The 24,049-nt window shown below is 47.5% G+C and carries 28 protein-coding genes; 9 read left to right on the top strand and 19 right to left on the bottom strand.

Features of this window, described 5'->3' with window-relative positions:
* Positions 1 to 7: 7 nt before the first annotated feature.
* Together KD909_RS05205 and KD909_RS05200 are read left to right on the top strand one after the other, a co-directional pair.
* A complete protein-coding gene (locus tag KD909_RS05205) occupies positions 8 to 640 on the top strand; it encodes an acetoin utilization AcuB family protein (protein ID WP_012726747.1) in 633 nt (210 codons plus the stop codon).
* Positions 637 to 1,806 (top strand): acetoin utilization protein AcuC, encoded by a 1,170-nt coding sequence (locus KD909_RS05200; protein ID WP_211782592.1) that lies wholly within the window; start codon positions 637 to 639, stop codon positions 1,804 to 1,806. The genes KD909_RS05205 and KD909_RS05200 overlap by 4 nt, the downstream gene beginning before the upstream one ends.
* 52 nt (positions 1,807 to 1,858) lie before the next feature.
* Here the strand turns inward: KD909_RS05200 and ccpA are convergent, their stop codons facing one another.
* From ccpA to KD909_RS05180, 4 genes are all read right to left on the bottom strand, one after another.
* Positions 1,859 to 2,872, bottom strand: coding sequence for a catabolite control protein A (ccpA, locus tag KD909_RS05195; RefSeq protein WP_012726749.1), 1,014 nt, complete (start codon positions 2,870 to 2,872; stop codon positions 1,859 to 1,861).
* Between the two features lie 127 nt (positions 2,873 to 2,999).
* On the bottom strand, positions 3,000 to 4,091 hold the full coding sequence (locus KD909_RS05190; protein WP_211782591.1) for a bifunctional 3-deoxy-7-phosphoheptulonate synthase/chorismate mutase: 1,092 nt from the start codon (positions 4,089 to 4,091) through the stop codon (positions 3,000 to 3,002).
* A 132-nt stretch (positions 4,092 to 4,223) separates the two neighbouring features.
* Positions 4,224 to 4,775 carry a YtxH domain-containing protein gene (locus KD909_RS05185; RefSeq protein WP_211782590.1) on the bottom strand — a complete coding sequence of 184 codons (552 nt, stop codon included), beginning with the start codon at positions 4,773 to 4,775 and terminating at the stop codon, positions 4,224 to 4,226.
* A gap of 25 nt (positions 4,776 to 4,800) precedes the next feature.
* On the bottom strand, positions 4,801 to 5,313 hold the full coding sequence (locus KD909_RS05180) for a DUF948 domain-containing protein (RefSeq protein WP_074036477.1): 513 nt from the start codon (positions 5,311 to 5,313) through the stop codon (positions 4,801 to 4,803).
* Positions 5,314 to 5,482: 169 nt separating this feature from the next.
* Here KD909_RS05180 and KD909_RS05175 point away from each other — a divergent pair, with 169 nt between their 5' ends.
* Both KD909_RS05175 and KD909_RS05170 read left to right on the top strand, forming a co-directional pair.
* Positions 5,483 to 6,595 (top strand): aminopeptidase, encoded by a 1,113-nt coding sequence (locus tag KD909_RS05175; RefSeq protein ID WP_211782589.1) that lies wholly within the window; start codon positions 5,483 to 5,485, stop codon positions 6,593 to 6,595.
* A gap of 242 nt (positions 6,596 to 6,837) precedes the next feature.
* Positions 6,838 to 7,182 (top strand): hypothetical protein, encoded by a 345-nt coding sequence (locus tag KD909_RS05170; RefSeq protein WP_249199087.1) that lies wholly within the window; start codon positions 6,838 to 6,840, stop codon positions 7,180 to 7,182.
* On the opposite strand, the gene KD909_RS05165 is transcribed toward KD909_RS05170, so the two are convergent.
* The 6 genes from KD909_RS05165 to KD909_RS05140 form a co-directional block, all read right to left on the bottom strand.
* On the bottom strand, positions 7,177 to 7,629 hold the full coding sequence (locus KD909_RS05165; protein ID WP_012726754.1) for a Dps family protein: 453 nt from the start codon (positions 7,627 to 7,629) through the stop codon (positions 7,177 to 7,179). The genes KD909_RS05170 and KD909_RS05165 overlap by 6 nt on opposite strands.
* A gap of 96 nt (positions 7,630 to 7,725) precedes the next feature.
* Positions 7,726 to 9,033 (bottom strand): UDP-N-acetylmuramate--L-alanine ligase, encoded by a 1,308-nt coding sequence (gene murC, locus KD909_RS05160; protein ID WP_211782588.1) that lies wholly within the window; start codon positions 9,031 to 9,033, stop codon positions 7,726 to 7,728.
* 85 nt (positions 9,034 to 9,118) lie between these two features.
* Complete coding sequence (locus KD909_RS05155; protein ID WP_211782587.1) at positions 9,119 to 9,826, bottom strand: hypothetical protein; 708 nt, start codon at positions 9,824 to 9,826, stop codon at positions 9,119 to 9,121.
* A gap of 54 nt (positions 9,827 to 9,880) precedes the next feature.
* Positions 9,881 to 10,495: a YtpR family tRNA-binding protein gene (ytpR, locus tag KD909_RS05150; RefSeq protein ID WP_012726757.1), complete on the bottom strand. Its 615-nt coding sequence runs from the start codon at positions 10,493 to 10,495 to the stop codon at positions 9,881 to 9,883.
* A gap of 54 nt (positions 10,496 to 10,549) precedes the next feature.
* Positions 10,550 to 11,344 carry a DUF1444 domain-containing protein gene (locus KD909_RS05145; RefSeq protein WP_211782586.1) on the bottom strand — a complete coding sequence of 265 codons (795 nt, stop codon included), beginning with the start codon at positions 11,342 to 11,344 and terminating at the stop codon, positions 10,550 to 10,552.
* Between the two features lie 6 nt (positions 11,345 to 11,350).
* Complete coding sequence (locus tag KD909_RS05140; RefSeq protein ID WP_211782585.1) at positions 11,351 to 11,662, bottom strand: thioredoxin family protein; 312 nt, start codon at positions 11,660 to 11,662, stop codon at positions 11,351 to 11,353.
* A gap of 115 nt (positions 11,663 to 11,777) precedes the next feature.
* Here KD909_RS05140 and KD909_RS05135 point away from each other — a divergent pair, with 115 nt between their 5' ends.
* A complete protein-coding gene (locus KD909_RS05135) occupies positions 11,778 to 12,110 on the top strand; it encodes a hypothetical protein (protein ID WP_012726760.1) in 333 nt (110 codons plus the stop codon).
* A 34-nt stretch (positions 12,111 to 12,144) separates the two neighbouring features.
* Here KD909_RS05135 and KD909_RS05130 read toward each other — a convergent pair whose 3' ends face one another.
* Complete coding sequence (locus KD909_RS05130; protein WP_211782584.1) at positions 12,145 to 13,161, bottom strand: PTS sugar transporter subunit IIC; 1,017 nt, start codon at positions 13,159 to 13,161, stop codon at positions 12,145 to 12,147.
* A gap of 149 nt (positions 13,162 to 13,310) precedes the next feature.
* Positions 13,311 to 14,384: a M42 family metallopeptidase gene (locus tag KD909_RS05125; protein ID WP_211782583.1), complete on the bottom strand. Its 1,074-nt coding sequence runs from the start codon at positions 14,382 to 14,384 to the stop codon at positions 13,311 to 13,313.
* 138 nt (positions 14,385 to 14,522) lie between these two features.
* On the opposite strand from KD909_RS05125, the gene KD909_RS05120 reads away from it, so the two are divergent.
* From KD909_RS05120 to dhaM, 4 genes are all read left to right on the top strand, one after another.
* Positions 14,523 to 14,825, top strand: coding sequence for a PepSY domain-containing protein (locus tag KD909_RS05120; RefSeq protein ID WP_012726763.1), 303 nt, complete (start codon positions 14,523 to 14,525; stop codon positions 14,823 to 14,825).
* A 102-nt stretch (positions 14,826 to 14,927) separates the two neighbouring features.
* Entirely contained in the window at positions 14,928 to 15,905 is a 978-nt protein-coding gene (gene dhaK, locus KD909_RS05115) for a dihydroxyacetone kinase subunit DhaK (RefSeq protein ID WP_211782582.1), read from the top strand.
* A gap of 22 nt (positions 15,906 to 15,927) precedes the next feature.
* Positions 15,928 to 16,515, top strand: a complete 588-nt coding sequence (gene dhaL, locus KD909_RS05110) for a dihydroxyacetone kinase subunit DhaL (RefSeq protein WP_371328164.1) — start codon at positions 15,928 to 15,930, stop codon at positions 16,513 to 16,515.
* Positions 16,516 to 16,525: 10 nt separating this feature from the next.
* Complete coding sequence (dhaM, locus tag KD909_RS05105) at positions 16,526 to 16,876, top strand: dihydroxyacetone kinase phosphoryl donor subunit DhaM (protein WP_256440679.1); 351 nt, start codon at positions 16,526 to 16,528, stop codon at positions 16,874 to 16,876.
* 38 nt (positions 16,877 to 16,914) lie between these two features.
* On the opposite strand, the gene KD909_RS05100 is transcribed toward dhaM, so the two are convergent.
* The 7 genes from KD909_RS05100 to KD909_RS05070 all read right to left on the bottom strand — a co-directional run bounded on the left by KD909_RS05100 (position 16,915) and on the right by KD909_RS05070 (position 24,032).
* Entirely contained in the window at positions 16,915 to 17,424 is a 510-nt protein-coding gene (locus KD909_RS05100) for a hypothetical protein (RefSeq protein WP_230872823.1), read from the bottom strand.
* A gap of 105 nt (positions 17,425 to 17,529) precedes the next feature.
* Positions 17,530 to 18,177, bottom strand: coding sequence for a tRNA (guanosine(46)-N7)-methyltransferase TrmB (trmB, locus tag KD909_RS05095; RefSeq protein WP_012726768.1), 648 nt, complete (start codon positions 18,175 to 18,177; stop codon positions 17,530 to 17,532).
* Positions 18,178 to 18,461: 284 nt separating this feature from the next.
* Positions 18,462 to 19,256 carry a phosphotransferase family protein gene (locus tag KD909_RS05090; RefSeq protein ID WP_012726770.1) on the bottom strand — a complete coding sequence of 265 codons (795 nt, stop codon included), beginning with the start codon at positions 19,254 to 19,256 and terminating at the stop codon, positions 18,462 to 18,464.
* A 49-nt stretch (positions 19,257 to 19,305) separates the two neighbouring features.
* Positions 19,306 to 21,471 carry a type I pullulanase gene (gene pulA, locus KD909_RS05085; RefSeq protein WP_211782581.1) on the bottom strand — a complete coding sequence of 722 codons (2,166 nt, stop codon included), beginning with the start codon at positions 21,469 to 21,471 and terminating at the stop codon, positions 19,306 to 19,308.
* Positions 21,472 to 21,490: 19 nt separating this feature from the next.
* On the bottom strand, positions 21,491 to 22,330 hold the full coding sequence (locus tag KD909_RS05080) for an NERD domain-containing protein (protein ID WP_211782580.1): 840 nt from the start codon (positions 22,328 to 22,330) through the stop codon (positions 21,491 to 21,493).
* Positions 22,300 to 22,875, bottom strand: coding sequence for an RNA 2',3'-cyclic phosphodiesterase (gene thpR / locus KD909_RS05075; protein WP_211782579.1), 576 nt, complete (start codon positions 22,873 to 22,875; stop codon positions 22,300 to 22,302). The genes KD909_RS05080 and thpR overlap by 31 nt, the downstream gene beginning before the upstream one ends.
* Before the next feature lie 5 nt (positions 22,876 to 22,880).
* On the bottom strand, positions 22,881 to 24,032 hold the full coding sequence (locus KD909_RS05070; protein ID WP_211782578.1) for an MFS transporter: 1,152 nt from the start codon (positions 24,030 to 24,032) through the stop codon (positions 22,881 to 22,883).
* Positions 24,033 to 24,049: the final 17 nt, after the last annotated feature.

The following is a 24,049-nucleotide window of genomic DNA, read 5'->3' as shown; positions in this document are numbered from 1 at the left end:
GGATTTTATGTTAATCGAACAGATGATGAATCGACATGTGGTGACGATTCAACCGACCAATACGATTGCTCATGCCGCTAAACTGATGCGCGAGCATCGTGTCCGACATTTGATTGTGACGAATCCTGCCCGACAAGTCGTTGGGATTGTCGGACAATTCGAGATGAGTGGGGCGACGAGCGTCTTTCATCCCGAAAGTGAAAACGCAGACTTTCAAAACCCTGTATCGAGTATCATGCGATCCGAGGTACCGACAGCGCATCCTTTCGACTTCTTTGAAGATGCCGCTGCCTTGTTTTACGAAAACCGGCTAACTTGTCTCCCGATCGTCGAACAAGGGAAACTCGTCGGTGTATTGACAGAGACAGATTTATTACGTTACTTTGTCCAATTGACCGGCGCCCTCGAACCGAGTTCGCAAATCGAGATCCTCGTCGAAAATACGACCGGTACACTCGAAAAAGTGACCCGCCTCCTCGCCAAAACAAACGTTAATATCATCAACGTCTTCGTTCATCCGACGAGCGATCCGTATAAACGTATCATCTCTTTCCGCGTCCAGACGATGAACCCGCTCCGAATCATCGAACGGTTGAAACGTGAAGGCTATGATGTCCTCGGTCCGGAGATGTCGCGATGAGACCGATTTACATATTTGGCGAAGACGAGACGTCTTATCGCTTCCATGAAGATCATCCGTTCAATCCCTTACGACTGGAATTGACGACATCGCTATTGATTGCAGCCGGAAAACTGTCCAAATCGGAATGTGTGTCTCCTCCACTCGCTTCGGTTGAAGCGTTAGCGCTCGTTCATGACTTTGACTACATCGAAGCCGTCCAAGCTGCGGCGGCAGGAGAACTTTCTACGCTGAAAGCGAATAAGTTTGGTCTCGGTACGGAAGATACACCTATCTTTCCGACGATACATGAGGGGGCCGCTCGGCTTGTCGGCGGGACGATTCACGCGCTCGACCTCGTCGCAAGCGGGAAAGCAGAACGCGCCTTCCATGTCGGGGGCGGCTTACACCATGGTATGCGGCGCAAAGCATCAGGGTTTTGCGTCTATAACGATGCGGCTGTCGCCATCGCACATGTGCGAAAACAATACGGGTCGCGCGTTCTCTATGTCGATACGGATGCGCATCATGGAGACGGGGTTCAATGGCTCTTCTATGACGATGATGACGTGATGACACTGTCGATTCATGAGACGGGACGTTATCTCTTCCCGGGTACCGGAATGGTGACAGAACGAGGCAATGGGAAAGGATACGGCTACAGTTGGAACGTACCGGTCGATGCGTTCACCCAAGATGACTCTTTTTTGACGTGCTATGAGACCGTCTTACGTGAAGCGTGCGAATGGTTCAAACCTGATATCATCCTGACCCAGAACGGTGCGGATGCCCATGTCTTTGATCCACTCACCCATCTGGCATCAACGATACGGACGTTCGAACAAATCCCACAGATTGCCTCACGCCTGGCCGATGAATATACAGACGGCCGTCTCGTTGCCCTTGGTGGCGGCGGGTATGACTGGTATCGTGCCGTGCCACGCGCATGGGCTCAAGTGTGGGCTGGATTAACGAGAGAAACACCCTATTCTGGAGATATTCCGCACGAGTGGATTGAGCAATGGTCTGGTGTCGCTGGTCAACCGTTACCCACTCGCTGGGACGACTCGCTTTATGCGTTTGATCATATCCCGCGCCGTCAACAAATCGAAGAAAAGAATTGGGAGGTCACGAAACGAGCCTTTTGGCCGTTCATATCAAATGACCGAAAGTCAATTTACCTATAAAAATAAGCCTCCCCTTTCCCTCACATGATGTGAAGGATGGGGAGGCTTTTGATTAATCTTGGCGAAGCGAATCACGACGCTCGATTCGGTGAGGAAGTACGACGTTTTTCTCTTCGATTTCTTCTGCGTTCAAAATCTTAGTCAAGAGACGCATTGCGACGGCTCCGATATCGTACATCGGTTGAACGACCGTCGTCAACTTCGGACGAATCATCGTCGCGAGACGCGTATTATCGTGACCGACGACTTCAAAGTCGTTTGGAACCGAGTAACCTGCATCTTGAATCGCATGGATGACACCGAGTGCCATCTCATCCGTCCCTGCGAAGATGGCTTTCGGACAATCGTCACGTTGCAACATCTTTTGCATCGCCTCGAGACCAGACGCATACGTATAATTACCGAGAATCATATCGTTTTCATGGAATGGAAGACCTGCATCTTCAAGGGCACGGCGGTAACCGGCAAATTTCTTCTCGCCATTGATCTGTTGCTCGAGCGGTCCAGTGATGAATCCGACGCGATCATGCCCATGGTTGATCAACATGTGTGTCGCATCATATGCAGCCTGCTCATAATCAATGTTGACGGCAGGGAGATCATATCCTTGATTCAACGTCGCTGCGAGCACGATTGGAACCGGTGATTTTTTGAACTCTTCGACGAGGTCTTCATGCAAACGTCCACCCATGAAGATGATGCCGTCCACTTGTTTCCCTAACAGCGTATTGAGTAAATGCACTTCCTTGTCACGACTCGAATCCGAGTTACCAAGGATGATGTTGTATTTGTACATCGTCGCCACGTCTTCAATGCCTCGTGCTAAATCAGCAAAGAAGATGTTCGAGATATCCGGTACGATGACACCAACCGTTGTCGTTTTTTTACTCGCAAGTCCACGCGCGACGGCGTTCGGACGATAACCAAGACGGTCAATCGCGTCTTGCACTTTCTTGCGTGTCGTTGGTTTGACGTTCGGGTTTCCGTTGACGACACGAGAAACGGTTGCCATCGACACCCCGGCTTCTCGTGCGACATCGTAAATCGTTACGTTGTTACTATTCATAAACTACTCCTCCTACAAGTCCTGATTTTCAAAAAGTTTTCATAAAACGTCTTAAAAAAGGAAGACAGGTATCTGTCATCCATTTACCCTGTCTTCATGCGATATAAAACGTTTCCATTTGGAAAGCTTACTTTTTCACCAAATCAAGTTGGGGAAACTGGACGGTGAGTCCTTCCACAAATTGATCGAATTGATCGAAATCCAATTGTTGTTGCGCGTCCGAGAGGGCAATCGCCGGATTCGGGTGCACTTCTACCATCACACCGTCAGCTCCGATTGCAAGGGCCGCTTTTGCAGCTGGCAACAATAAATCACGACGACCCGTCGAATGCGTGACGTCTACCATGACAGGTAGATGCGTCTCTTGCTTCAAAATCGGCACAGCAGTAATGTCCAACGTATTGCGTGTTGCACGTTCATACGTTCGAATTCCCCGCTCGCACAAGATGACTTGGCTGTTCCCGCTCGCCATAATGTACTCTGCCGCATAAATGAACTCTTCGATTGTAGCGGATAATCCGCGCTTCAACAAGACCGGTTTGTCTGTCTTTCCGACTTCTTTTAACAAATCGAAGTTCTGCATGTTGCGAGCTCCGACTTGAATGATATCGACATACGGTAACGCCGATTCCACTGCGCCGGGAGTCATGATTTCCGTGATGACTCGTAGGTCGTGTCGGTCAGCTGCTGTCTTCAACAGTTTCAATCCTTCAAAACCTAAGCCTTGGAAATCGTAAGGAGACGTACGCGGTTTATAAGCACCACCTCGCATCACTTTAACTCCTGATAATGCAAGTTTTTCTGCGACCGCATTCACTTGTTCGAACGATTCCACGGCACACGGTCCTGCAATCAATTGTGGACGCCCGTTTCCGATCGTCACGTCCTTCACGTGGACCAACGTGTCTTCCGGTTGACGCTTCCGCGACACGAGTAGCGTTTTATCACGGTCTTCCCCTTGTAATTCAGCAGACGCTTTAAAGACTTCTTTAAAGATATGTTGAAGACGTGACGTTTCAAACGGTCCTAGATTTGAAGCGGCGATAAAATCGAGCATCTCGCGCTCGCGGACCGGATCATAACGTTCGACGCCTTGAAGACGTTTGATTTTTCCAATTTCGACGGCAAGTGTACCGCGTCGACTAAGCAAGTCGAGCATTTCATGGTTCAATTCATCCATTTCTCGACGTAATCGATTCAATTGATCTTGTGGACTCATAGTTTCCCTCACATTCTTAAGCCGTTCTTTCCAGATTCCTAATTATATCGAACTTTGTGCGCTTTGTCATAAGGAAACCTTCTACGTCACAAAATCACCAAAAAAGGACCGAACGCACTCGGCCCTTACGAATTACTTATCCTTTTTTAAGTCTTTCTTTAAATCTTCTAGTTCTTCTTTCGACTCCTCATCGAGCAACTCATTGATAGGTGCTTCAAGTGAATCGTCAGACTCTGAATCCGATGCGTTCAATGGCTTTGCCTCTTCTTCAGCCGCACGGTCCATCTGTTCTTTCACTTCAGATTCCGCTTCTGCGACGAGTTGATCCGCCTTTTCCATCGCCTCTTCAATCGAAAGGTCGTCCTCATCGATCTGTTGCTTTAATTCTGCAGCTTCCCGTGCCTTATCTTTTACGATATTGAGGACAGGTGCCGCCTTATCGCTCGCCACTTTAATCCATTCCCCAACGACCGGTTCTGCTTTCTCACGCATCTCTTTCGATTTGACAGTCAGACGTTCTCGCGATGTCGATGTCTTCTCGTCAAGGTACGTCCGAACTTCACGTCCGTTTTTCGGTGATGTCAATAGCGCAACCGCCGCCCCAACGATCCCTCCGAGAATGACACCCGTCAAAAATCCGCTACTTGATTGATTCTGTTCTGTTGATTGCTTTTGGTCTGTCATGTGTGAGTTCCTCCCCGAGATTAACTTATTTGATCGTATCATCCGTTTGAATCAAATCAGGTGATACAGGTGTTTCTGCTTTCTTCTCGCGTCGTGTGCGACGACGTGGACGTTCTTTCGTAGTAGAAGATTCAGGTTTGTTCTTCTTGAACAATTCGACCGCAACCGATCCCCATCGGACGGCTTGCGCAATCTGTTCTTTGTTTTCGTCTGCTGCCGAGTGGACAGATGTCGAGACGGTACGAACAGACTCGGTCACCTCGTTCAATGATGTCCCTAGCTCATCAAGCGCATGAGCGACAGGTGCGAGCAATTCTGTTTTTTCTTCGACGTTGTCCACGAGACGGTTCGTCTTATGTAAGAGCGCCGTCACTTCCATTGTGATTCCATCGAGCTGGCGTTCTAAATTTTCGGTCGTGTTGGCGACGCTTCCGAGTGTACGGTTTACATTCGACAAGACACGCGCCAAGAAGATGACGAGTACGACAAACGCGAGCGCCGCAATCAGGCCAGCGATGCCTCCTAATGTGATCTCCATTCAATCCATTCCTCCTATTCAATCGTTTCTTGTTTCATTATAGCACCATTATGACTGAAAAGATTTGCTACAACCGTTTTCGCCATTCGGTCTGATTATTCCTTTACCCGTTTTTATGTTTTCGATTACACTAAAATAGAAATTCATAAAAATAATTAGGGGTGATCGTGTGAGAGATCCAAGAATTACACAGTTAGCAGACGGTTTAATCAATTATTCCGTCAAGCTACAACCGGGGGAAAAAGTACTAATCGAGAACTTTGGCATCGAGGAGTCGCTCGTTGAGGCACTCGTCGAAAAAGCATATGAGGCAGGCGGACACCCATTCGTCTTGTTGAAGGAGAGCCGTATCTTACGTAAGTTATATACGGGCGCAAGCCGAGAGCAACTCGAACTCATGGCCGACATCGAGCGTAAACAGATGCAGGCAATGGATGCCTACATCGGCTTACGTGCTGGTGATAACATCAACGAACTCTCTGACGTGCCGAGTGAGCAACAAAAACTCGTCGGTGCCACACTCGGGAAAATGCATACCGAAGACCGGGTCAAAGGAACGAAATGGGTCGTCCTTCGTTACCCATCCCCATCAATGGCGCAACTTGCTGGAAAATCGACAGAAGCGTTCGAAGACTTCTACTTCAACGTATGTACGCTCGATTACGGGAAGATGGACCGTGCAATGGACGGATTGGTCGAATTGATGAACAAGACGGACCGTGTCACGTTGAAAGGACCAGGAACGGACCTCTCGTTCTCCATTAAAGATATTCCGGCAATCAAGTGCTCGGGTCAAATGAACATTCCAGACGGTGAAGTGTTCACAGCACCGGTAAAAGATTCGGTCAATGGCGTGATCACGTACAATACGCCATCTCCATACCAAGGATTCACGTTCGAGAATGTGAAGTTGACGTTCAAAGACGGAAAAATCGTGGATGCGACGGCCAATGATACAGAACGAATCAATGAAGTGTTCAACACAGATGAAGGAGCCCGTTACGTCGGTGAGTTCGCAATCGGTGTGAACCCATACATTCAACATCCGATGAAAGATATCCTCTTCGATGAGAAAATTGACGGCAGCTTCCACTTCACGCCAGGTCAAGCGTATGATGAAGCCTATAACGGCAACAACTCATCTGTCCATTGGGATCTTGTCAACATCCAGCGCCCGGATTACGGTGGCGGCGAAATTTGGTTCGACGATGTACTCATCCGAAAAGACGGACGTTTCGTCATCGATGCCTTGCTTCCGCTTAATCCAGAAAACTTGAAATAACATAAAAAATGGTGCGCCTGACAAAGGCGCACCACAGACTGTAAACAAAGTATAGGTCTTATGCCCAATCCGGACATGGCTCGCTTTCCTAGGGGCAAGCAGGGAGCCGCATCGCGACTGCGTCACTGCTGGGTCTCCCTTTGCTTGCTATTCCCTCAGGAGTCTCGCCTGCCCGTTCTTGGTCACCTTTTGTCCTTCATCCCATATAATAGTGTGAGAAGAACACACAGGGGGCGGATCTGATGAGCAACAAGTCGACACGATCCATCCTTCGCGGTCTGACGAACGGAACGGATGTTGAACGGCGACCCGAGGCGGATGATCTCGGGGTCGATGACGGGCGGGCTCGGCGTCTACCTTCCCTTCCCCCTGATACATCGATTCGAAGTAAGTATCGAGCTTTTTCTTCGGCCTCGAGGCCTTGGAAGAAGACAAACGACCGCCAGATGACGACCGTTTGCGTTGCTCGCCCGACGGCGCCCCGACTCCTACAGGAAAGCAATCCGACGGAAGGACGAGTTCGAACATGTTATTTGTCAACAAGCTGTGGTGCGCCTGACAAAGGCGCACCATTTTTATATTTATAATTTTGTTTTCTTCCCGAGGGCTGCAGACATCATCCAAATTTCTTTTTCGAGTCGCTCGATATGAGAGACGAATGTATCTTCAATCGCCTCATCGCCATCCTCAAATTTCTCCATCGCGTCTTGCATCTCTTGACGGATTTGTTTGAAGTCACTGATGATGTCTTTAATCATCTGATCTGTCTCGGCATGACGATCGCCTTCTTTTAACGTCGAATGTTCAAGATACTCTTTCATCGTCGCAAACGGTTCGCCGTCATTCATTAGTAGGCGTTCTGCCACGTCATCATAAAGTTCTGCCACTAAATTATAGAGCTCTTCTAGTTTTTCATGATACGTGAAGAAGTGCGGTCCACTGATATACCAGTGATAATTATGAAGTTTCACAAACAGTAATCCATAGTTCGCTACTTCTTTGTTCAATGTGTTGAGCGCAACTTGACTAGCCATTCCTAACATCTCCTTTGTCATATTCATCGATACTACTATTACCGAGATTTTGGATGGCTAAACATAAAAAAGAGAGACTTTCGTCTCCCTTCGCACTTATGCTTCAAGTTTTACAACTTCTTCATATTCGCGCTGATACGTTTGAATGTCACCGGCACCCATGAATAAGAGCACGGCATCGGCATGGTTGCGTAACACGCCTGTACCACCACGTTTTAAAATATGCGCGCCTTCGATTCGTGATTGGAGGTCTTCGATCGTGACCGTTCCTTCCTGCTCACGTGCTGAACCGAAAATATCACATAAATAGACAGTGTCTGCTTCGGCCAATGCCGTCGCAAAATCATCCATGAATGATTTCAAGCGTGTATACGTATGTGGTTGGAAAATCGCAACGACTTCTCGATTGCCATACTTTTTCCGAGCCGCTTCGACCGTTGCACTGATCTCACGCGGATGATGCGCGTAGTCATCGACAAGCACTTGGTCGTTTAACGTCGATTCACTGAATCGGCGTTTTACACCATTGAACGTCTCAAGACGCTCTTTCACCAATTCTTTCGGCAAGTTCTCGTAGTCGCATGTCGCAATGACAGCGAGCGCGTTCAACACGCTGTGGTCTCCATATCCAGGAATCCGGAACGTTCCGTAGAAGTCATCACGTAAAAAGACATCAAATGTCGTTCCATTTTCTGTCGATGTGACCTGTTCAGCACGGAAATCATTGTGCGCCCCGAAACCATAATAGACTAGCGGCACGTTGGCTTGAATCTGTTGAAGATTTTCGTCATCGCCACAAGCAATGATTCCTTTCTTCACTTGTTTCGCCATTTCCTGGAAAGCGTCAATGACGTCATCAAGATCAGAGAAATAGTCCGAATGGTCAAAGTCGATATTCGTCATAATCGCGTAGTCTGGACGGTAGTATAAGAAATGACGCTTGTACTCACAAGCTTCGAAGACGAAGTTTTTCGAATCCGCCACTCCTTCTCCCGTGCCATCGCCGATTAAGAACGATGTCGGTTCGATTCCACGCATGACGTGTGCAAGTAATCCCGTCGTTGACGTCTTCCCGTGTGACCCGGTGATGGCGACACTCGTGTAATGGTTCGCGAGTTCACCTAAAAACTCGTAATACTTATAAATCGTCAATCCGAGTTCACGTGCACGCACGATTTCTGGATGATCATCACTGAACGCGTTTCCTTGCACAACGATTTGGTCTTCCGAAATATTTTCAGGATCGAATGGCAAAATTTCAATCCCTTTACGGTTCAATGCTTCTTCTGTAAAAAATGCTTTTTCAACGTCCGATCCACGGACCTCATTGTTCATATCAAATAAAATTTGAGCTAAAGGACTCATGCCCGTTCCTTTAATTCCGACGAAGTGATAACGGTTCATCTGTAAATAGCCCCCCTAATTCATTGCGGCTCGTCAAAATGCGACAAACCTTTGTCATTATAGCAAAACTCACAGAGTCGTGCTATTACAGATTATTGTTTTTTTGCGCAAGTCGTCGGCTACGGTACATCGCCATACGATCTTTTGGCGTCATCATCACATTTACAGGCGGTTGATCCGCTTTAAATGAGACTTGAACCGCTGGTGTCAAATCTGTGTCAGAAGGCACTTCTTGCTGTTCAGATGGTGTTTGTAATCTTTCTGCAATCTGCTCAAGCGACGGACCGATTTGTTCCGCCGATCCGTCAATATCTAGGTCAGTATGAGGAGTGGCATCTTGATGAGCCTCTACGACCGTCTCCTTTTTTGAACGGGATAAATCCGTTGATTGCATAAAAACAGATGAAAAGCCATTATCTAGAATCGAAACTTCACCAAGAATCGATTTTTCTTCCATTTCCATTTCCTCGGAAATCAGCTCGTTGGACTCTTTGCTCCATTCAGGTTCAGAGACGGATTCAGTAGATGACTCTTGGATTGGCTCTTCCGTCGTAGAATGAGTAGATGCCATCGTTGAATCATACGCATCTCTCGTTTCAGGAGAGTGTTCGACCGGAAGGACAATCTTTGGTTTCGGACGAGCATATCCATAAATCGGTGACGGGACGTCTGACGGAATAAATTCCTCGGTTACCTCTACCTTTGGCGGAGGGGAACTTTTTTGTCCTTCTTTCGACAGTTCTCGTTTGATTCGCTCTGCTTGTTGCTTCAGTGAACGTTCATATGCATCCATACTTGATTCCTCGCTTTTTCACTCAATCCATATTTAACAAAAAATCGGTCGAATTTAGCGACCGATTTTAAATGCTGTACCTACTTCATATTCGTCATCTAATACTAAAATCCCTTTTTCTTGCGGGGCGTTCGGAAGGTTTAATTCACGGGCAGAACAAATCATCCCGTGTGAACTTTCACCACGGAGTGCAGACGGACGGATAATCAAACCAGTCGGCATCACCGCACCCGGTTTTGCGACAACGACTTTTTGCCCTGTTGCCACATTCGGTGCGCCACATACTATTTGAACAGTCCCTTGGTCGATTTGAACTTGACAGATTGACAGTTTGTCAGCGTCCGGGTGTTTTACTGCGCTTTCGACATACCCGACGACAAACTTCGGTGTCACGTCAACCCATGAAAAGTCCTCTTCAATCCCGTTGTCATTCAAGATAGATTGCAACTGTTCCACTAATTCAACTGTCAACTCAACAGGACCATTCCATCCTGTCACATCAACATGTTGACTCGCTTGAAACAGGTTGTACCCGTTCACTTCTCCGTCTGCCGACTTGACGATTGCCACGTCTCCCGTCCGCTCGACAGATTGATGATGTCGTTCTCCTTCTTTTAACAACACCATGAGTACATCACCGATTCCTTCTCGGTTATAAAACACATTCATTTGCATACGTTCCTACGTCCCTTCTTTCAAACTCATCTCACTTATTTTATCAGATTATGTGTTCGATGGCGGGGTCTTTTTTCCGACAATGAAAATCGGTTCAAGTTCCCCCGCCTCATAGTGAAAGGCGAGTGCAGTGACGGGAATTCGACCATTTGTGAAGAAATCAAACATCAGTTGCTGCATCGCATCATATCCTTGGTCATTTCGAATGTCCGCAACGATCATCACATCCTGATGCGGGACACCGACGAGCATATCCCCTTCAATCCGTCGTTCCATCAGCCGAAGAAACTCGTCATTTAACACACGAGACGCCTCGTAGCCATCACGAGTTGATAAGAAGTAGAATGGGTTTCCAGCCACTTCGTCTTGTTTCATCTCGGTCGGTAGTTTTTTCACATTCTCACGGGCGATTCGCTCGATGCGGTCGAGCGTCATTTCATCCGAAAGGTGGCGTTCTTCAATCAACCGATATCCGTTTCCACGGTCCAGCGCAAAAAAAATCGCGGTCTCGGCCGTGTGCGGGGTGAATGCAAGTGCTTCTCCATTTTTTGTCGTCTTCGAGAAAGAGTTCGAACGAATGACCGGATAGATGGCATCTTCATTTCCGGTGAGGGAGATGTGATCATCCGCCTTCATCGCTGATTCGATATACTCGATGACTTCATCGACGGCAACCGTACCGCGTGTCTTAGCCTTTGCCACAATCGGCGCAAGGCGGATATTGACCCCAAAACGGTCAGATTTCCGCTCGACGCGCAGTACCTCATTCTCACGGTCGTAAGAAGTACGGTATTCTTCATTAAAATGCGATTCTAGATAACGTCTTAACTCATTCCGTTCCATAAAGGCTCACCCTAATCCGTTCAAGAAAGCTTCAACCTGTTCCGGCGTCTTCCGTTCACGACCGACGTAGCGATCAACCTCATTGCCATTTTCAAACGCAACAAAGCTTGGGATGCCAAAAATATCAAGTTCTTGCGCAAGTTCCATGAACTCGTCACGATCGACGTAATAGAACGTCCATGCTTCAAATTTCTTTTCGATTTCTGGCATGAATGGGTCAAGGAATCGGCAATCCCCACACCATGTCGCTGAAAACATAAGGACACTTTTCGCTTCTTTTGCTTCCATATATTCTGCCATTGTGGATAGTCGTTTCATGATCATCACTCCTGTTCGTTTTTTCCTCACTTATAATAGCATAAGTCAAGTCACACATTCTGCTCTGCTGTTTGTTATAATCAAAGCCGAAACTAGTTGAAACAGGTGAAGCTGAATGAAATTAACACGCGAAACGTTAAACCCTGAAATGAAGCACCCTCTTGAACAGATGGTCGGTGTATTTGGAATGCTTGCCATTTTGCGATACGGCTATTTATTTATTGACACTGATAAAACGAGACTAGAGATCTTGATTTGGCTCGTTGTCGGTTTCGCCGTCATTTATGTGCTCGAAAAATATCTCAAGAAATTGGCACGTCACTTACCCATCGTTCGAAAGCGTTTCTTGATTCCCATTTACGTGATTGTGCTCATGTTATTCTTAATCAGTTTCCGCGTCCCTCGTGAGACGGTTGAGTCCGTGAAAATGTGGTTCGGAATTGGATGAAAAAGAGCAACGTTCCTCGAAACGTTGCTCTTCTTTAGTAATCAATTTTTAAATCATTCGGTTGAATCCGACCGGTTCTTCGCAAGACTGAGTATACCGCGTAACTCAATAAAGCTGGTCCAATTATGAGGAAACCAAGGACGACGAGAAAGGTATACCAAGTAAAGCTCATTGTTTCGAGCATGACGATTGGACCGACAAGCCCACTTGTTCCCATGCCTGCCCCCGCAGCGACACTTTCCAGTTCAAACAACAGAATCGCGATTGGAGCCAATACAGCCCCGGCCATTGTTGGCGGAAGAAGAATCCAAGGGTTTTTCACAATGTTCCCGACTTGAAGCATCGAGGTGCCGATTCCTTGAGCAATCGCCCCACCGATCCCATTATCACGATAACTCGTGATGGCAAACCCAATCATCTGAGCCGCGCAACCGACAGTCGCTGCTCCAGCGGCAATTCCGTTCAAACCGAGCATCAATGCGATGGCAGCACTTGAAATCGGTGCCGTTAACGCAAGTCCCATCAATGTCGCGACGACCACTCCCATGAACAACGGCTGTTGCTCCGTTCCCCATTCAATCCAACCACCGAGTTGCGTCATGAATAAGCCGACATACTTGCCGATATACGTCGCAGTGAGGTAGCCTACGGCAATCGTTGTGAACGGCGTCACTAAAATATCTAGTTTCGTCGATTTAGAGACAAGTTTCGAGACTTCAACTGCAAGAATCGTCGCAACGTAACTTCCTGCCGGTCCGAACTCATATCCAAACGCCCCGACAACGAGCGCAGAAAACAAAATGAGCGGCGGCGCCTCTAACGCATAGGCGATGGCAATCCCGATTGCCGGTCCGGTCAAACTCATGGCGACATCCCCGATTTGAATCAACGTGGCACTCATCCCTGTGAATGTCGTTCCTTCGAGCTGACCTCCGATCGTTTTCATAATCAGACCGATGATTAATGTACTAAACAAACCAAGTGCCATATAACTTAGCGCCGTCACAAAATAAAGCGACGGGCTCAATGAGATTCCTTTTTTCTTGAACATAACATATCCTCCTTACACTTATACAGGTGTCTTGTCATTAGTAACATACATGTATAAACACCTTTATCAGTATAAGACGTTTTCATGAAATAGCAAGAACATCCATAAAAAACCGTCCACTCATCTTTCGAGTGAACGGAATATTTGATTTACAGAGACGGACGTAGCGTATCAAGTGTCGAACGATCAAGCCGCTTGACTAACGCTTTGAGCAACGCTTTCGCTGCATCGTAGTCATCCGTATGAAGAATCGAGGCATGTGTATGGATATAACGAGATGCGACGCCAATGACGGCTGTCGGCACCCCTTCTCCGCTCATGTGAACACGCCCCGCATCGGTACCGCCTGGTGAGACGAAATATTGTGTCTTGATGTTTTCGTCTGAAGCCGTATCGAGTAAGAAATCACGCATTTCAGGAGACATGACCATGACGCGATCTAAAATTCGGATCAATGCTCCCTCACCGAGCTGACCGAACTCCGTTTTACTTCCTGAAGCATCATTAGCCGGTGAAGCATCGAGTACGAGTGCCACATCTGGCTGAATCAATTCAGATGCTGTCTGCGCTCCACGTAATCCGACTTCTTCTTGTACGGTAGCACCCGAGAACAAGATGTTCGGATGATCCGCTTTTGTCGTTTCCTCCAACAATTCGATTGCAAGACCGACGCCATAACGATTGTCCCAAGCTTTGGCCATAATCTTTTTCGGGTGATGAAGTGGGGTAAATGCGCTCGATGGGACAGCAGGGACACCTGGACGTACACCCCATGATTCTGCTTCTTCTTTCGAATCTGCTCCGATATCGATAAACATCTGCTTGATGTCCATCGGTTTACTCATTGCATCTGGACCTAACAAATGAGGCGGAGTGGAAGCGACGACACCCGGAATTTTACCATTCGACGTGATGATGTCGAAGCGTTGCGCCATGAGCACTTGGCTCCACCAGCCACCGAGTGGTTGTATGTAAAGCATGCCGTTCTCGGTAATCCGTGTCACCATAAAAGCGACCTCATCCATATGTCCGGCTACCATGACTTTCGGTCCCGACTCGTCTCCGACACGTTTTCCAAAAATTGATCCGATGCCATCCGTGACAATTTCATCTGAATGGGGTTCAATTCGTCCACGTACAAATTGACGAACTTCAGACTCGAACCCAGGAGCTCCCGGGAGTTCTGTTAGCGTCTTAAATAAATCTCTCGTCTTCTGATCCATCTTTCATCATCCTTTCCTAACCGTTCTTGTCTCATTATATACAAAAGTTTTGACAGGATGCGAATGCTTTTCATTCCATTCGGGTACAGGTTTTGGTACGATGTACATGATAGCCATAGTTCAAGGGGAGGTAGTCATATGAAAAAAAGGTATTGGTTTATTGGAATCGGGGTTGCCGTCATTGCCGCACTTATGACGAAAAAAGCTTTAGATGAACGTAGCTTATCTGCAGAAAACGCCTTAGAGTACACGAAGCGTGCTTTCTCAGCAAAAGGTCACGTCCAAGGGGCATGGATTTCTGCATCACCGGAGATTTACACATACGACGGTCGTGAATACGACGTCTACAAAGGTGGTATCTCGGTTCTTGAGAACGATGAAGAGAAAACATATGAGTTTACAGTCGACTCTGAGACTGGCGCATTACTCGAATATGCATGACACGAAACCGACGAATGATTCGTCGGTTTTTTTGTTTAGTTCCCTCGAAAGAGTGGAAAATTGAAATTGGTAGTTTTCAATTTAAAAAAGGAGTGATCTCGCGTGAAGAAGCTAATCGGTGAAGCAAGTGAACTCGTATCGCAAATGATTGAAGGGATGGTCCATGCCCATCCTGAAATGTATGGTCGCGTCGACGGTGTGAATGTCATCTGTCGGGCTGACGGAGCGAAGTCTGGAAAAGTCGGTCTCGTATCTGGAGGCGGTAGTGGTCACGAGCCGGCCCACGCTGGATATGTCGGGGACGGTATGCTCGATGCGGCAGTATGTGGGGAAGTGTTCACCTCTCCTACTCCGGACATGGTACTTGAAGGAATCAAAGCAGCTGACGGCGGAAACGGCGTTCTTTTGATTGTGAAAAACTATTCCGGCGACGTGATGAACTTTGAGCTCGCCGCAGAACTGGCCGAAGGCGATGGCATCAAAGTCGACCACGTCGTCGTCGCCGATGATGTCGCCATTTCGAACAAAGAAGATCGACGCGGGGTTGCCGGAACGGTCTTTGTTCACAAAATTGCCGGAGCCGCTGCCGCTAGTGGCAAATCACTCGAAGAAGTCAAATCCATCGCCGAAAAAGTAGCTTCACACGTTCGCTCCATGGGGATGGCCGTAGAACCTTGTTACATGCCGGTCAGTGGTAAACCAGGTTTCGACTTGAACGAGGAAGAGATGGAAATCGGCATCGGGATTCACGGGGAACGTGGCGTCGAGCGGAAACCGACGAGTGATGTCGACCAAATCGTCGACGACCTCCTCAGTCACTTGAAAAAAGAAGTCGAGCCAGGAGAAGTTGCTGTTATGGTGAACGGAATGGGTGGAACGCCGTTGTCTGAATTATACGTGACCTATCACTTCGTTGCCGAAAAACTGGAAGCTGCTGGGTATACCCTTAAACGGAAGTATGTCGGCAACTACATGACTTCACTCGAGATGCATGGGTTCTCCATCACGTTGCTCCCTCTCGATGATGAGATGACGACGTATCTCGACGCTCCTTCGGCAGCACTTGGATTCAAAATTTAATAAATGAGGTGTTTAGTTTATGTTGACGATTGATCGGATGAAGCAGGCGTTACGAGACGCACAAGTTGGCATCGAAGAGCAAAAGGATACGTTGACCGATTTAGACCGGGCCATCGGCGACGGAGACCATGGCATCAACATGTCTCGTGGTTTTGATGCGGTCTCCACTATTCTAGATGAGGATTATGACTCTCTTGGAGCACTTAGTAAAAAGGTCGGGATGACCCTCATGTCGAAAGTCGGAGGCGCGGCCGGACCTTTATACGGTTCAGCTTTCGTGAAGATGGCAACCAAATTCGGGGATGCGACCGAAGCGGACTTTGGCTTACTCAAGGAGGCACTCCAGGAAGGTTCGAATTCCATCAAAGCACGAGGGAAATCGGAAGTCGGCCAAAAAACAATGGTCGACGTCTGGGACCCGTTCCTCGAGCAAGTCCAACAAGGGGAAGATTATAAACAGAAGTTGGACGAGCTTGTCCAAAAAACAGAAGATATGGTGGCCACGAAAGGAAGAGCCTCTTACTTCGGAGAAAACTCTCGCGGAACCGTTGACCCGGGTGCCCTTTCTAGCTCAATTCTCTTGGCCGCGATTATGAAGGAGGTCGATTGACATCGTTGAATTGATCATCGTCTCGCACAGCGCAAAAATTGCGGAAGGAATCCAAGATTTGATGAAGGAAATGGCACCGTCCGTGCCCATTCATCTTGCAGGTGGCCTTGAGGATGGCGCTATCGGAACAGATGTGAATCGCATTTTATCGGCGCTCGATCAAGTCGAAGGAGAAGCACTTCTCCTCAGTGATATCGGATCGGCGACAATGAATGCGGAACTCGCCATCGATATGTACGAAGGTGACAAACATGTCGAATTTTTCGATGGTCCCATTGTCGAAAGTGCCTTCATCGCCTCTGTTTCTTCAGGAAATGGGATGTCACTCGCTGACATCGTCGGACAGTTAAAGCAACAGTAAAAAGTACCCCGTTCTCTTGAACGGGGTACTTTCATGTATTATCTTGGGTTGTCATTCTTTTCATATACGGCATTCATATATGAACTTGTTGAATAGAAACGTGGTACGACCAAGAACAAAATGAGTGCTGGAATCGCAATCAATAGAAGCAAGACCAATACCGGTAACCAATAGACAATCTGTTGACCGAGCATGTCGATGTTCGCGTCCGCAAACTCTGAGGCTCCTTCTACTTCTACGAGATCCGCTGATGTAAGAATCTTGTTGTCTGTCGCATCAAAGTAATGGTACTCGGTTTTACGTGTGATGAAGATCCCATCACGAATCGTATCGAGTTCTACGACAGCCGCGATGACTTCGTTACCGTTTGAATGGCGAAGCGTCTCTTCTTTGATGATTTCAGCTGTTCCTTCTTTATAGTCGTAATGCGTTGCTTTCAAATCCTCTTCGAGAGCGTCTAAGAACGCTTCGTTCGCTGAGGTATTCATTGGTGCGATTGTTAGAATGAAGATTACTGCAAGCAGGCTTGCCCATGCTTTTTTCAACATCCCCATGTTCCCCCTTCTCTTATTCCAGTTTAGCGTCATTCCTATTGTACCAAGAAGAAAGAAAAAAGTGTGAAGAAAATACTATTAAAATAAGAAAAAAGCGTGTCAATTTTTCGGACGGAAGACGGCTTCCATTCGGTAAATCGGCTGACCGAGCGCACTAAAGCGCTCTTCATACTCTGTTCGAATATTATCTTCTGGTTCATTGACATGTAAATCTAGTGAAATTTCTGTGAAGAACATCCCGTATTGACTCATGCTCTGAAGCGAATATTCAAACAATCCACGGTTGTCCGTCTTGAAATGAATCTCTCCAGCTTTCGGAAGAATCGCCTCATATGTCGCTAAAAACGTCTTATACGTTAGGCGTCGTTTCGCATGTCGTGTCTTTGGCCACGGATCGGAGAAGTTTAAGTAGACGCGATCGACTTCTCCCGCTTCAAAATAGTCGACGAGTCGTTTCGCATCGACCGTCAACACTCTCACGTTCGGCATCGGGGTTTCGACTAATTTTTGTACGATGGAGACGGCTACACTCTCAAACAACTCGATTGCAATAAAGTTCACATCCGGGTGTTGTTTCGCCATCCCTAAAATAAATTGTCCTTTTCCTGAACCGACCTCGATAAAAAGCGGGTGGTCATTCCCGAATTCAGTGCTCCAGTTACCCTTCAACTGTTCAGGATGTTGAATAAATACATGTTCTTGAGCTTCCATATATTCTTTTGCCCAAGGCTTATGTCGTAAACGCATGAAAATCCTACCTTTCGTTCATCAAATGTTCAAGTTTAATGGGAATATGCACGTTACGGACGAGCAGTCCTCTTGCGATTATACACGAAATCATAGTTTAATGAATGTGAATCATCCTTCACAAGGAGGTTAAATACAATGAGTACTTTAGATCAGTTCCTTATTTTTTATGCAGCTCCACTGACGTTTTTTGCTGGTGTCATCGCAACGTTCGTTTGGGCTTACTTTATGAATCCAGATGACATTTAACACATTCAAAAAGGGGTGGCGAACAGCCATCCCTTTTAATTGATTCGTTCGTACGCCTCATCCATCAGCTCACGTAATACATGAAATCCTTCAGTTCGCGCCGAGTCATTCTCTTCCCCATAGATTGTCAAAATCGTCTGGGCGATTGCATACCAATGCATTCGATTATGGAGCTCACTCGAGACACGTACCCCGTAATGAGAGAACCAGCGCTCCCACTCCACTTCATCCATATAGCTATAGACAACCATCGCCAAATCGAACGCGCGGTCTGCAATGATCGCGTCATCCCAATCCGTCAAGTAGAGTAGGCCGCTCTCATCCTCAATCCAATTATTATGGTTTAAGTCAGAATGACAGACGACAAATTCTTGCTCGTCGACTTTTGGCAAATGGTGCTTTAGCCATTGTACGGCTTCTCCGATGATTGGGTCTGTTTCATCTTGTTCATATGCTTCACACTGACGGAGCAACAAGTGCGGCGTCACCGGTGTGTGGTTCAGCTGTTGCAACATGAATAATAGCTCTTTCGAATTATGAATCTTGCCGAGTTGCGCCGCGACATCAGGTCGCTTCATATCTTCTGGTGAAAGTTCGCGGCCTTCGATAAATTGTTGGGCGCTTAACACGTCCCCGTTAAACATTCGCTTTGTCCAAAGAAGCTTTGGTACGATTCCTTCCGCTGACAAAATCGCCAGAAACGGAGAAGAATTTCGTTTGACAAAAATCTTCTGTTGGCGCGTCGTCGCTACATACGCTTCGCCCGTGATGCCTCCGGCTGAAGCGACTGTCCACTCTTTCCCGAGCGCACCGACTATATCTGAATACATATTCATCACGCTCAAATCTTACTTGAATTAAAGAGATACAATCAACATCTTAACACGCGAGAATCGTCATTGACAACGACTCGACTTGAATGTGTGCCGGGTTTCGTGCGAGTGGAACGAGACTTGCCGTTTCTCCTTGAACGTAAACGTTCCATTTCGCATCGCTCTCAAATGAAAGCGAGTCGAACGTACCGTTCACATAGACGCGAACCCGTTGCCACGCATCGTAAGAATGACTGGCCGTCAACTCATAGATAATGACGCCAGGCGGTGATGGGAGAAACGTGAAATGGTCAATCACTTCTTGTCTCGAATCATAGCGGAAACATGTATGGAGTCGCCGTAACTTCAAGAGCGTCTTCACATACTCGATTTCCTTGATCCGTCTGTCACGAAGATCCCAATCAAAATGATTGATGTGATCGGGTGAATTATAACTGTTCTCGACACCATGTTTCGTGCGTCCGAACTCTTGACCGGCATGGATGAACGGGATGCCTTGAGATGTGATGACGACCGCATTGGCAAGACGTTGCATGGCAAGACGAGTCGTCTCATCGACTCCTTCACAAGATAACATTAACTTGTCATAGATCGTATAGTTGTCATGGGCTTCCGCATAATTGATGGAGTAAGCCGGACTCGGGAAACGTCCGACCGTCACGTTCGGAATATGCACGGCTCCGGTGAGACACTCTCGAAGTTCCCACTCTCTCCACTCATTGCCGGAGATGAATCCGCGTTCCCTGTCATTAAACGTTGACCCTTTCAATGCATCTCGAATCATATCGTTGAAGTGTCCGATACGAGGCATGCGTGCCGCATTTTGTGACGTTGCCTTCAATGACTGTCCCAGCGGCGTCGCCAAGTCCCACCCTTCTCCATAGACGAGAATTGAGGGATCCACCTTATCGAGCGCGGCCCGCACTTGATTCATCGTTTCGACATCGTGAATCCCCATCAAATCGAAGCGGAACCCATCCACTTGATACGTCGTCGCGAAATACGTCACGAAGTCCACAATCATACGTCGCATCATATAGCGTTCCGATGCCGTGTCATTCCCGACCCCGGTCCCGTTCGCTATTGTCCCGTCGTGCTCGTATCGAAAATAATAGTATGGTACGAGCGCTTCGAGTGGGGATTGTTCTCGAATGTAAATATGATTCATCACGACGTCTGTGACGACTCGAAGACCCGCTTGATGCAGGTCAGAGACGAGTGTCGCATATTCGAACACACGACTCATCGGCACATCGGGTCTTGAGGCATAACTTCCTTCAAGTCCGAACCAATGAATCGGGTCATAGCCCCAGTTGTACGGCATACGGGTCGCCTCATCGACACTTCCAAAATCATGGACAGGGAGTAACTGGACATGCGTCACGCCAAGTTCTTTTAAATAGTCGAGTCCGGCACTATTGCCAGCTTCCGTCCGAACTCCTTTTTCAGACACCCCACCGTACAGACCTTTCAATTGACTCATCGATGAGGGGTGGCTTGTGAAGTCTCGGATGTGCAACTCATAGATGACGGCATCCGTTGCCTTCCATAAAGGGGGGCGCACGGCTTGTTCGACCTGTTTCTTGACAAATCGCGCCACATCTTGCAATACACCATACTCACCGTTCAAACTCAGGGCTCGCGCATAAGGGTCAACGACTTGCCTCGTGTCAACCGGTGTCTTTACTTCTATGCGATACAACATTCCTTGGAACGCTTGTGGTATTTCGCCACTCCATTCCCCACGTGTGCCGCGATTCATGTGAAATCGCTCAATTTCTCGGTGATTCGTGTCATCATGTACCGTAATCCACATGGATAAAGCAACCGGAGACCACACCGTCACTTCCATTCCGTGAGGCGTAAACGATACGCCGAGTGGACCATCATATGAGAAACGCCGTTCGAATTCCTCTGAACGGACGATTTCTCTTGGTACGACAACCGTCGTCTTTTGACCCGGGTGGCAGACGGTGTATAACGTTTCTAAAGAGATTGGTTCGTTTAAACGAAGGATTTGTTCAACCTTCCCAGATTCCGTCACAAACTGTTGCTCGACGAGGTAGTCGACCGGGCGTCCATTCTGTTCGATTTGTACTGGAACGGATTCATATTCGCGCACAATCTCAAGTTGTATGGTCTCAAATGATACGAAAGACGCGCTCTCGATGGTCACATGTGAGGCGGTCTTTTGATCTGGTGTATGATGCATATGCGTCCCTTCCTCTCAATCACTGATCCATGAATTGACGAAACGGTAACTTGGCAGTCACTTCTAATACGGTGGCAACGTCACGAATCTGCTGTGCTTTTACAATCGGTGCACGTCCGTTCACTTGTTTCATCCATTCCGTATATTCATTACGACCGATATACTGGGTCGATCGAACAGTTGGAACGTTATCAAAATATCCATTTGTCGCAATGACGACTTTTTGTAGCACACCCGCATAGTCTGGTAGGATTTGACGAATCAGTTCCTCTGTCCGTGTCAATGCAATCAGCGGGTTCACTACACGGTTATTTTCCCCTTTCAGCGGTTGATGAACCCATGTCTTCTCTTTCGATATGTGATAGATACTTCGATCGCCTTCAAGCCATTCTATGATATACAGATGCGTCGGTCCGATGATGAGGTGGCTCAACTCAACCGTCGCACCATTCCATTCGATGACCGGTCGATACAAGAAAAAGTGTCGTTCGTTCCAATCGGTACGCATCACACGATAAGCGAAGTCACGAATAAACGCCAGATGTGGTAAATCCGTCTCAAGCACCCCTTCACAAGCGAATTGAAGCTTTTGGATATGCCGGCGCTCCCGTAACAGCTTTTGATATTGCGATTCAGAGAGTGGCTTTGGCTCTAGTTCGATTCGCTCCGTCTTCGCCCAAAACTTCCACCACGGTCTTTCGATTTCGAGCACTTCGACCGGATTCAAGCGATTGTTTTCATGAAGGCGCTGTAGGCGCGCCGTATCGGATTCCACATATTCTAAATAACGATTATATTGATCTAATACATCACGTTCATATTTTGAGATTACGTCAAAAATTTTAACCGGGATTGCCATATATCCTCCTCTGGCCGTCTTAGCGGAAATACGTCTACTGCTCGATAGGCAGGTGTATGAGTCGGCTGTACTTCATATAAAATCAATTCTTCTACTGATTCCGTCGCGTGAAATTCAGGGGGGACGTACGGGACACGCTCCCCTTCGCCCCATTTTTTAGCGAGTGTCACGTGAGGGACGAACGACTTCCGGTCCAATCTTGGAATCACATCAACTAGTTCATGGCGGAGTGTATGCGCCAACTGTTGAAGGGGCTCGGAGTCATCCGGGACGATGGTCAAAACGCGGGGCCGATCCGGTCGCCCAAAATGGTCGATGGACCGAAACTCCAACGTGAATGGTAATGTTTTCGCACAAATTCTACGCGTGATTTCTTTTACTTCGTCTAATTCATCCCCATCCACGCTTCCTAAAAATTGCACTGTCATATGGAACTCTTCCGGTCGATAGATTCTTCGATACGAATAATAAGGTAAGATGGTTTGCTGTACTTCAACCAATTCAGTCGCTTCAATGGGAATCGCAATAAAGTAATGCGTACTCATCTCATTCATCCTTTCAGGTTGCGACGTGACATTCCGATCCAAATCAACGCTCCTAGTGCCGTGACGATGGTATACATCCAAAACACGCCTAAAATATCGTCAAGTTCAATGATTTTACCACTCAGCATATTAAATCCAGCTGTCGCGAGCCCAGACGTTAATGCCATATATACCCCGATGGCCGTCGAGGAAACTTGTCGATCGACGAGCGTCCGGACGAATTGAAGCGCGACGGGAATCAAGAGACCGACGACGAGACCTTGTGCGATTGCGAGAAGCCATACGACCCAAATCGGTGGTTCTAACGCAAGCACCCCGTTCCGAACTGCCGAGATGATGGCGGCCCCAACAAGAACGTTGACGCTTCCGTAGCGTTCCATAAGCTGAGAAGCCACTTTCATAAACGGGATTTCGAATAACACTGCCACGAGGAATAATGTTCCGACGAGCGTCGTCGAACCACCACTATTCGTCACGTAAAGACCGAAATAATAGTTATTCGCGTAAATCGGTCCGAAGACGAGCATCCCACCACATAAGAAGAACACAAAGTGTTTGTTCCAAACAGCCGTCCATGAGAGCGGCGCCAACGTCACATCGCGAATCGAACCTTTCTCAGGAATCATTCGAACAAATACGCTGCCAAGGATGAGTAAAACAGCACTCAACACGAATGTACTAGCTAGTCCCCACGTGCTATCAGAGATTCGTCCCATTGCAAAGACGGCAATGGCAAATCCCGCTGATCCATAGAGTCGAATTGCACCATAATCAACTTTCGACCGCGTCGTATAGTCGAGTGTCATCATATCCACTAGAGGGATGTGAGCACATTGGAAAACGGACCAAATCACCATGAGTACGACAATCCAAACGTATGAGGTCGCCACTAAAAACGTGAGAGAAATCAGCGCCGCGCTCAGCATCGCCAAAATCAGCCAGGCCCGGACTCTTCCCGTCCGGTCGGTCAACATCCCCCATAGTGGTTGCACGCCGATGGATAGAATCGGTAAGATGGCCACCACAATCCCGACTTGGCTAGGTGTCAACCCAAACTTAGTTTGTGAAAAGTATAAGGTCATATAAGGGATCAATGCCCCTTGCGCGAAGAATATCGCGACGTATACAGACTGAAACAATCTTTTTTGCGAATCCAATGATAACTTCCTTCCTA

Origin of the sequence: Exiguobacterium sp. PFWT01 (genome assembly GCF_018255795.1) — a bacterium.
Taxonomy (GTDB): domain Bacteria; phylum Bacillota; class Bacilli; order Exiguobacteriales; family Exiguobacteriaceae; genus Exiguobacterium.
Note: the sequence above shows the minus strand (reverse complement) of the source record. Positions and strands in the feature narration are given on the sequence as shown.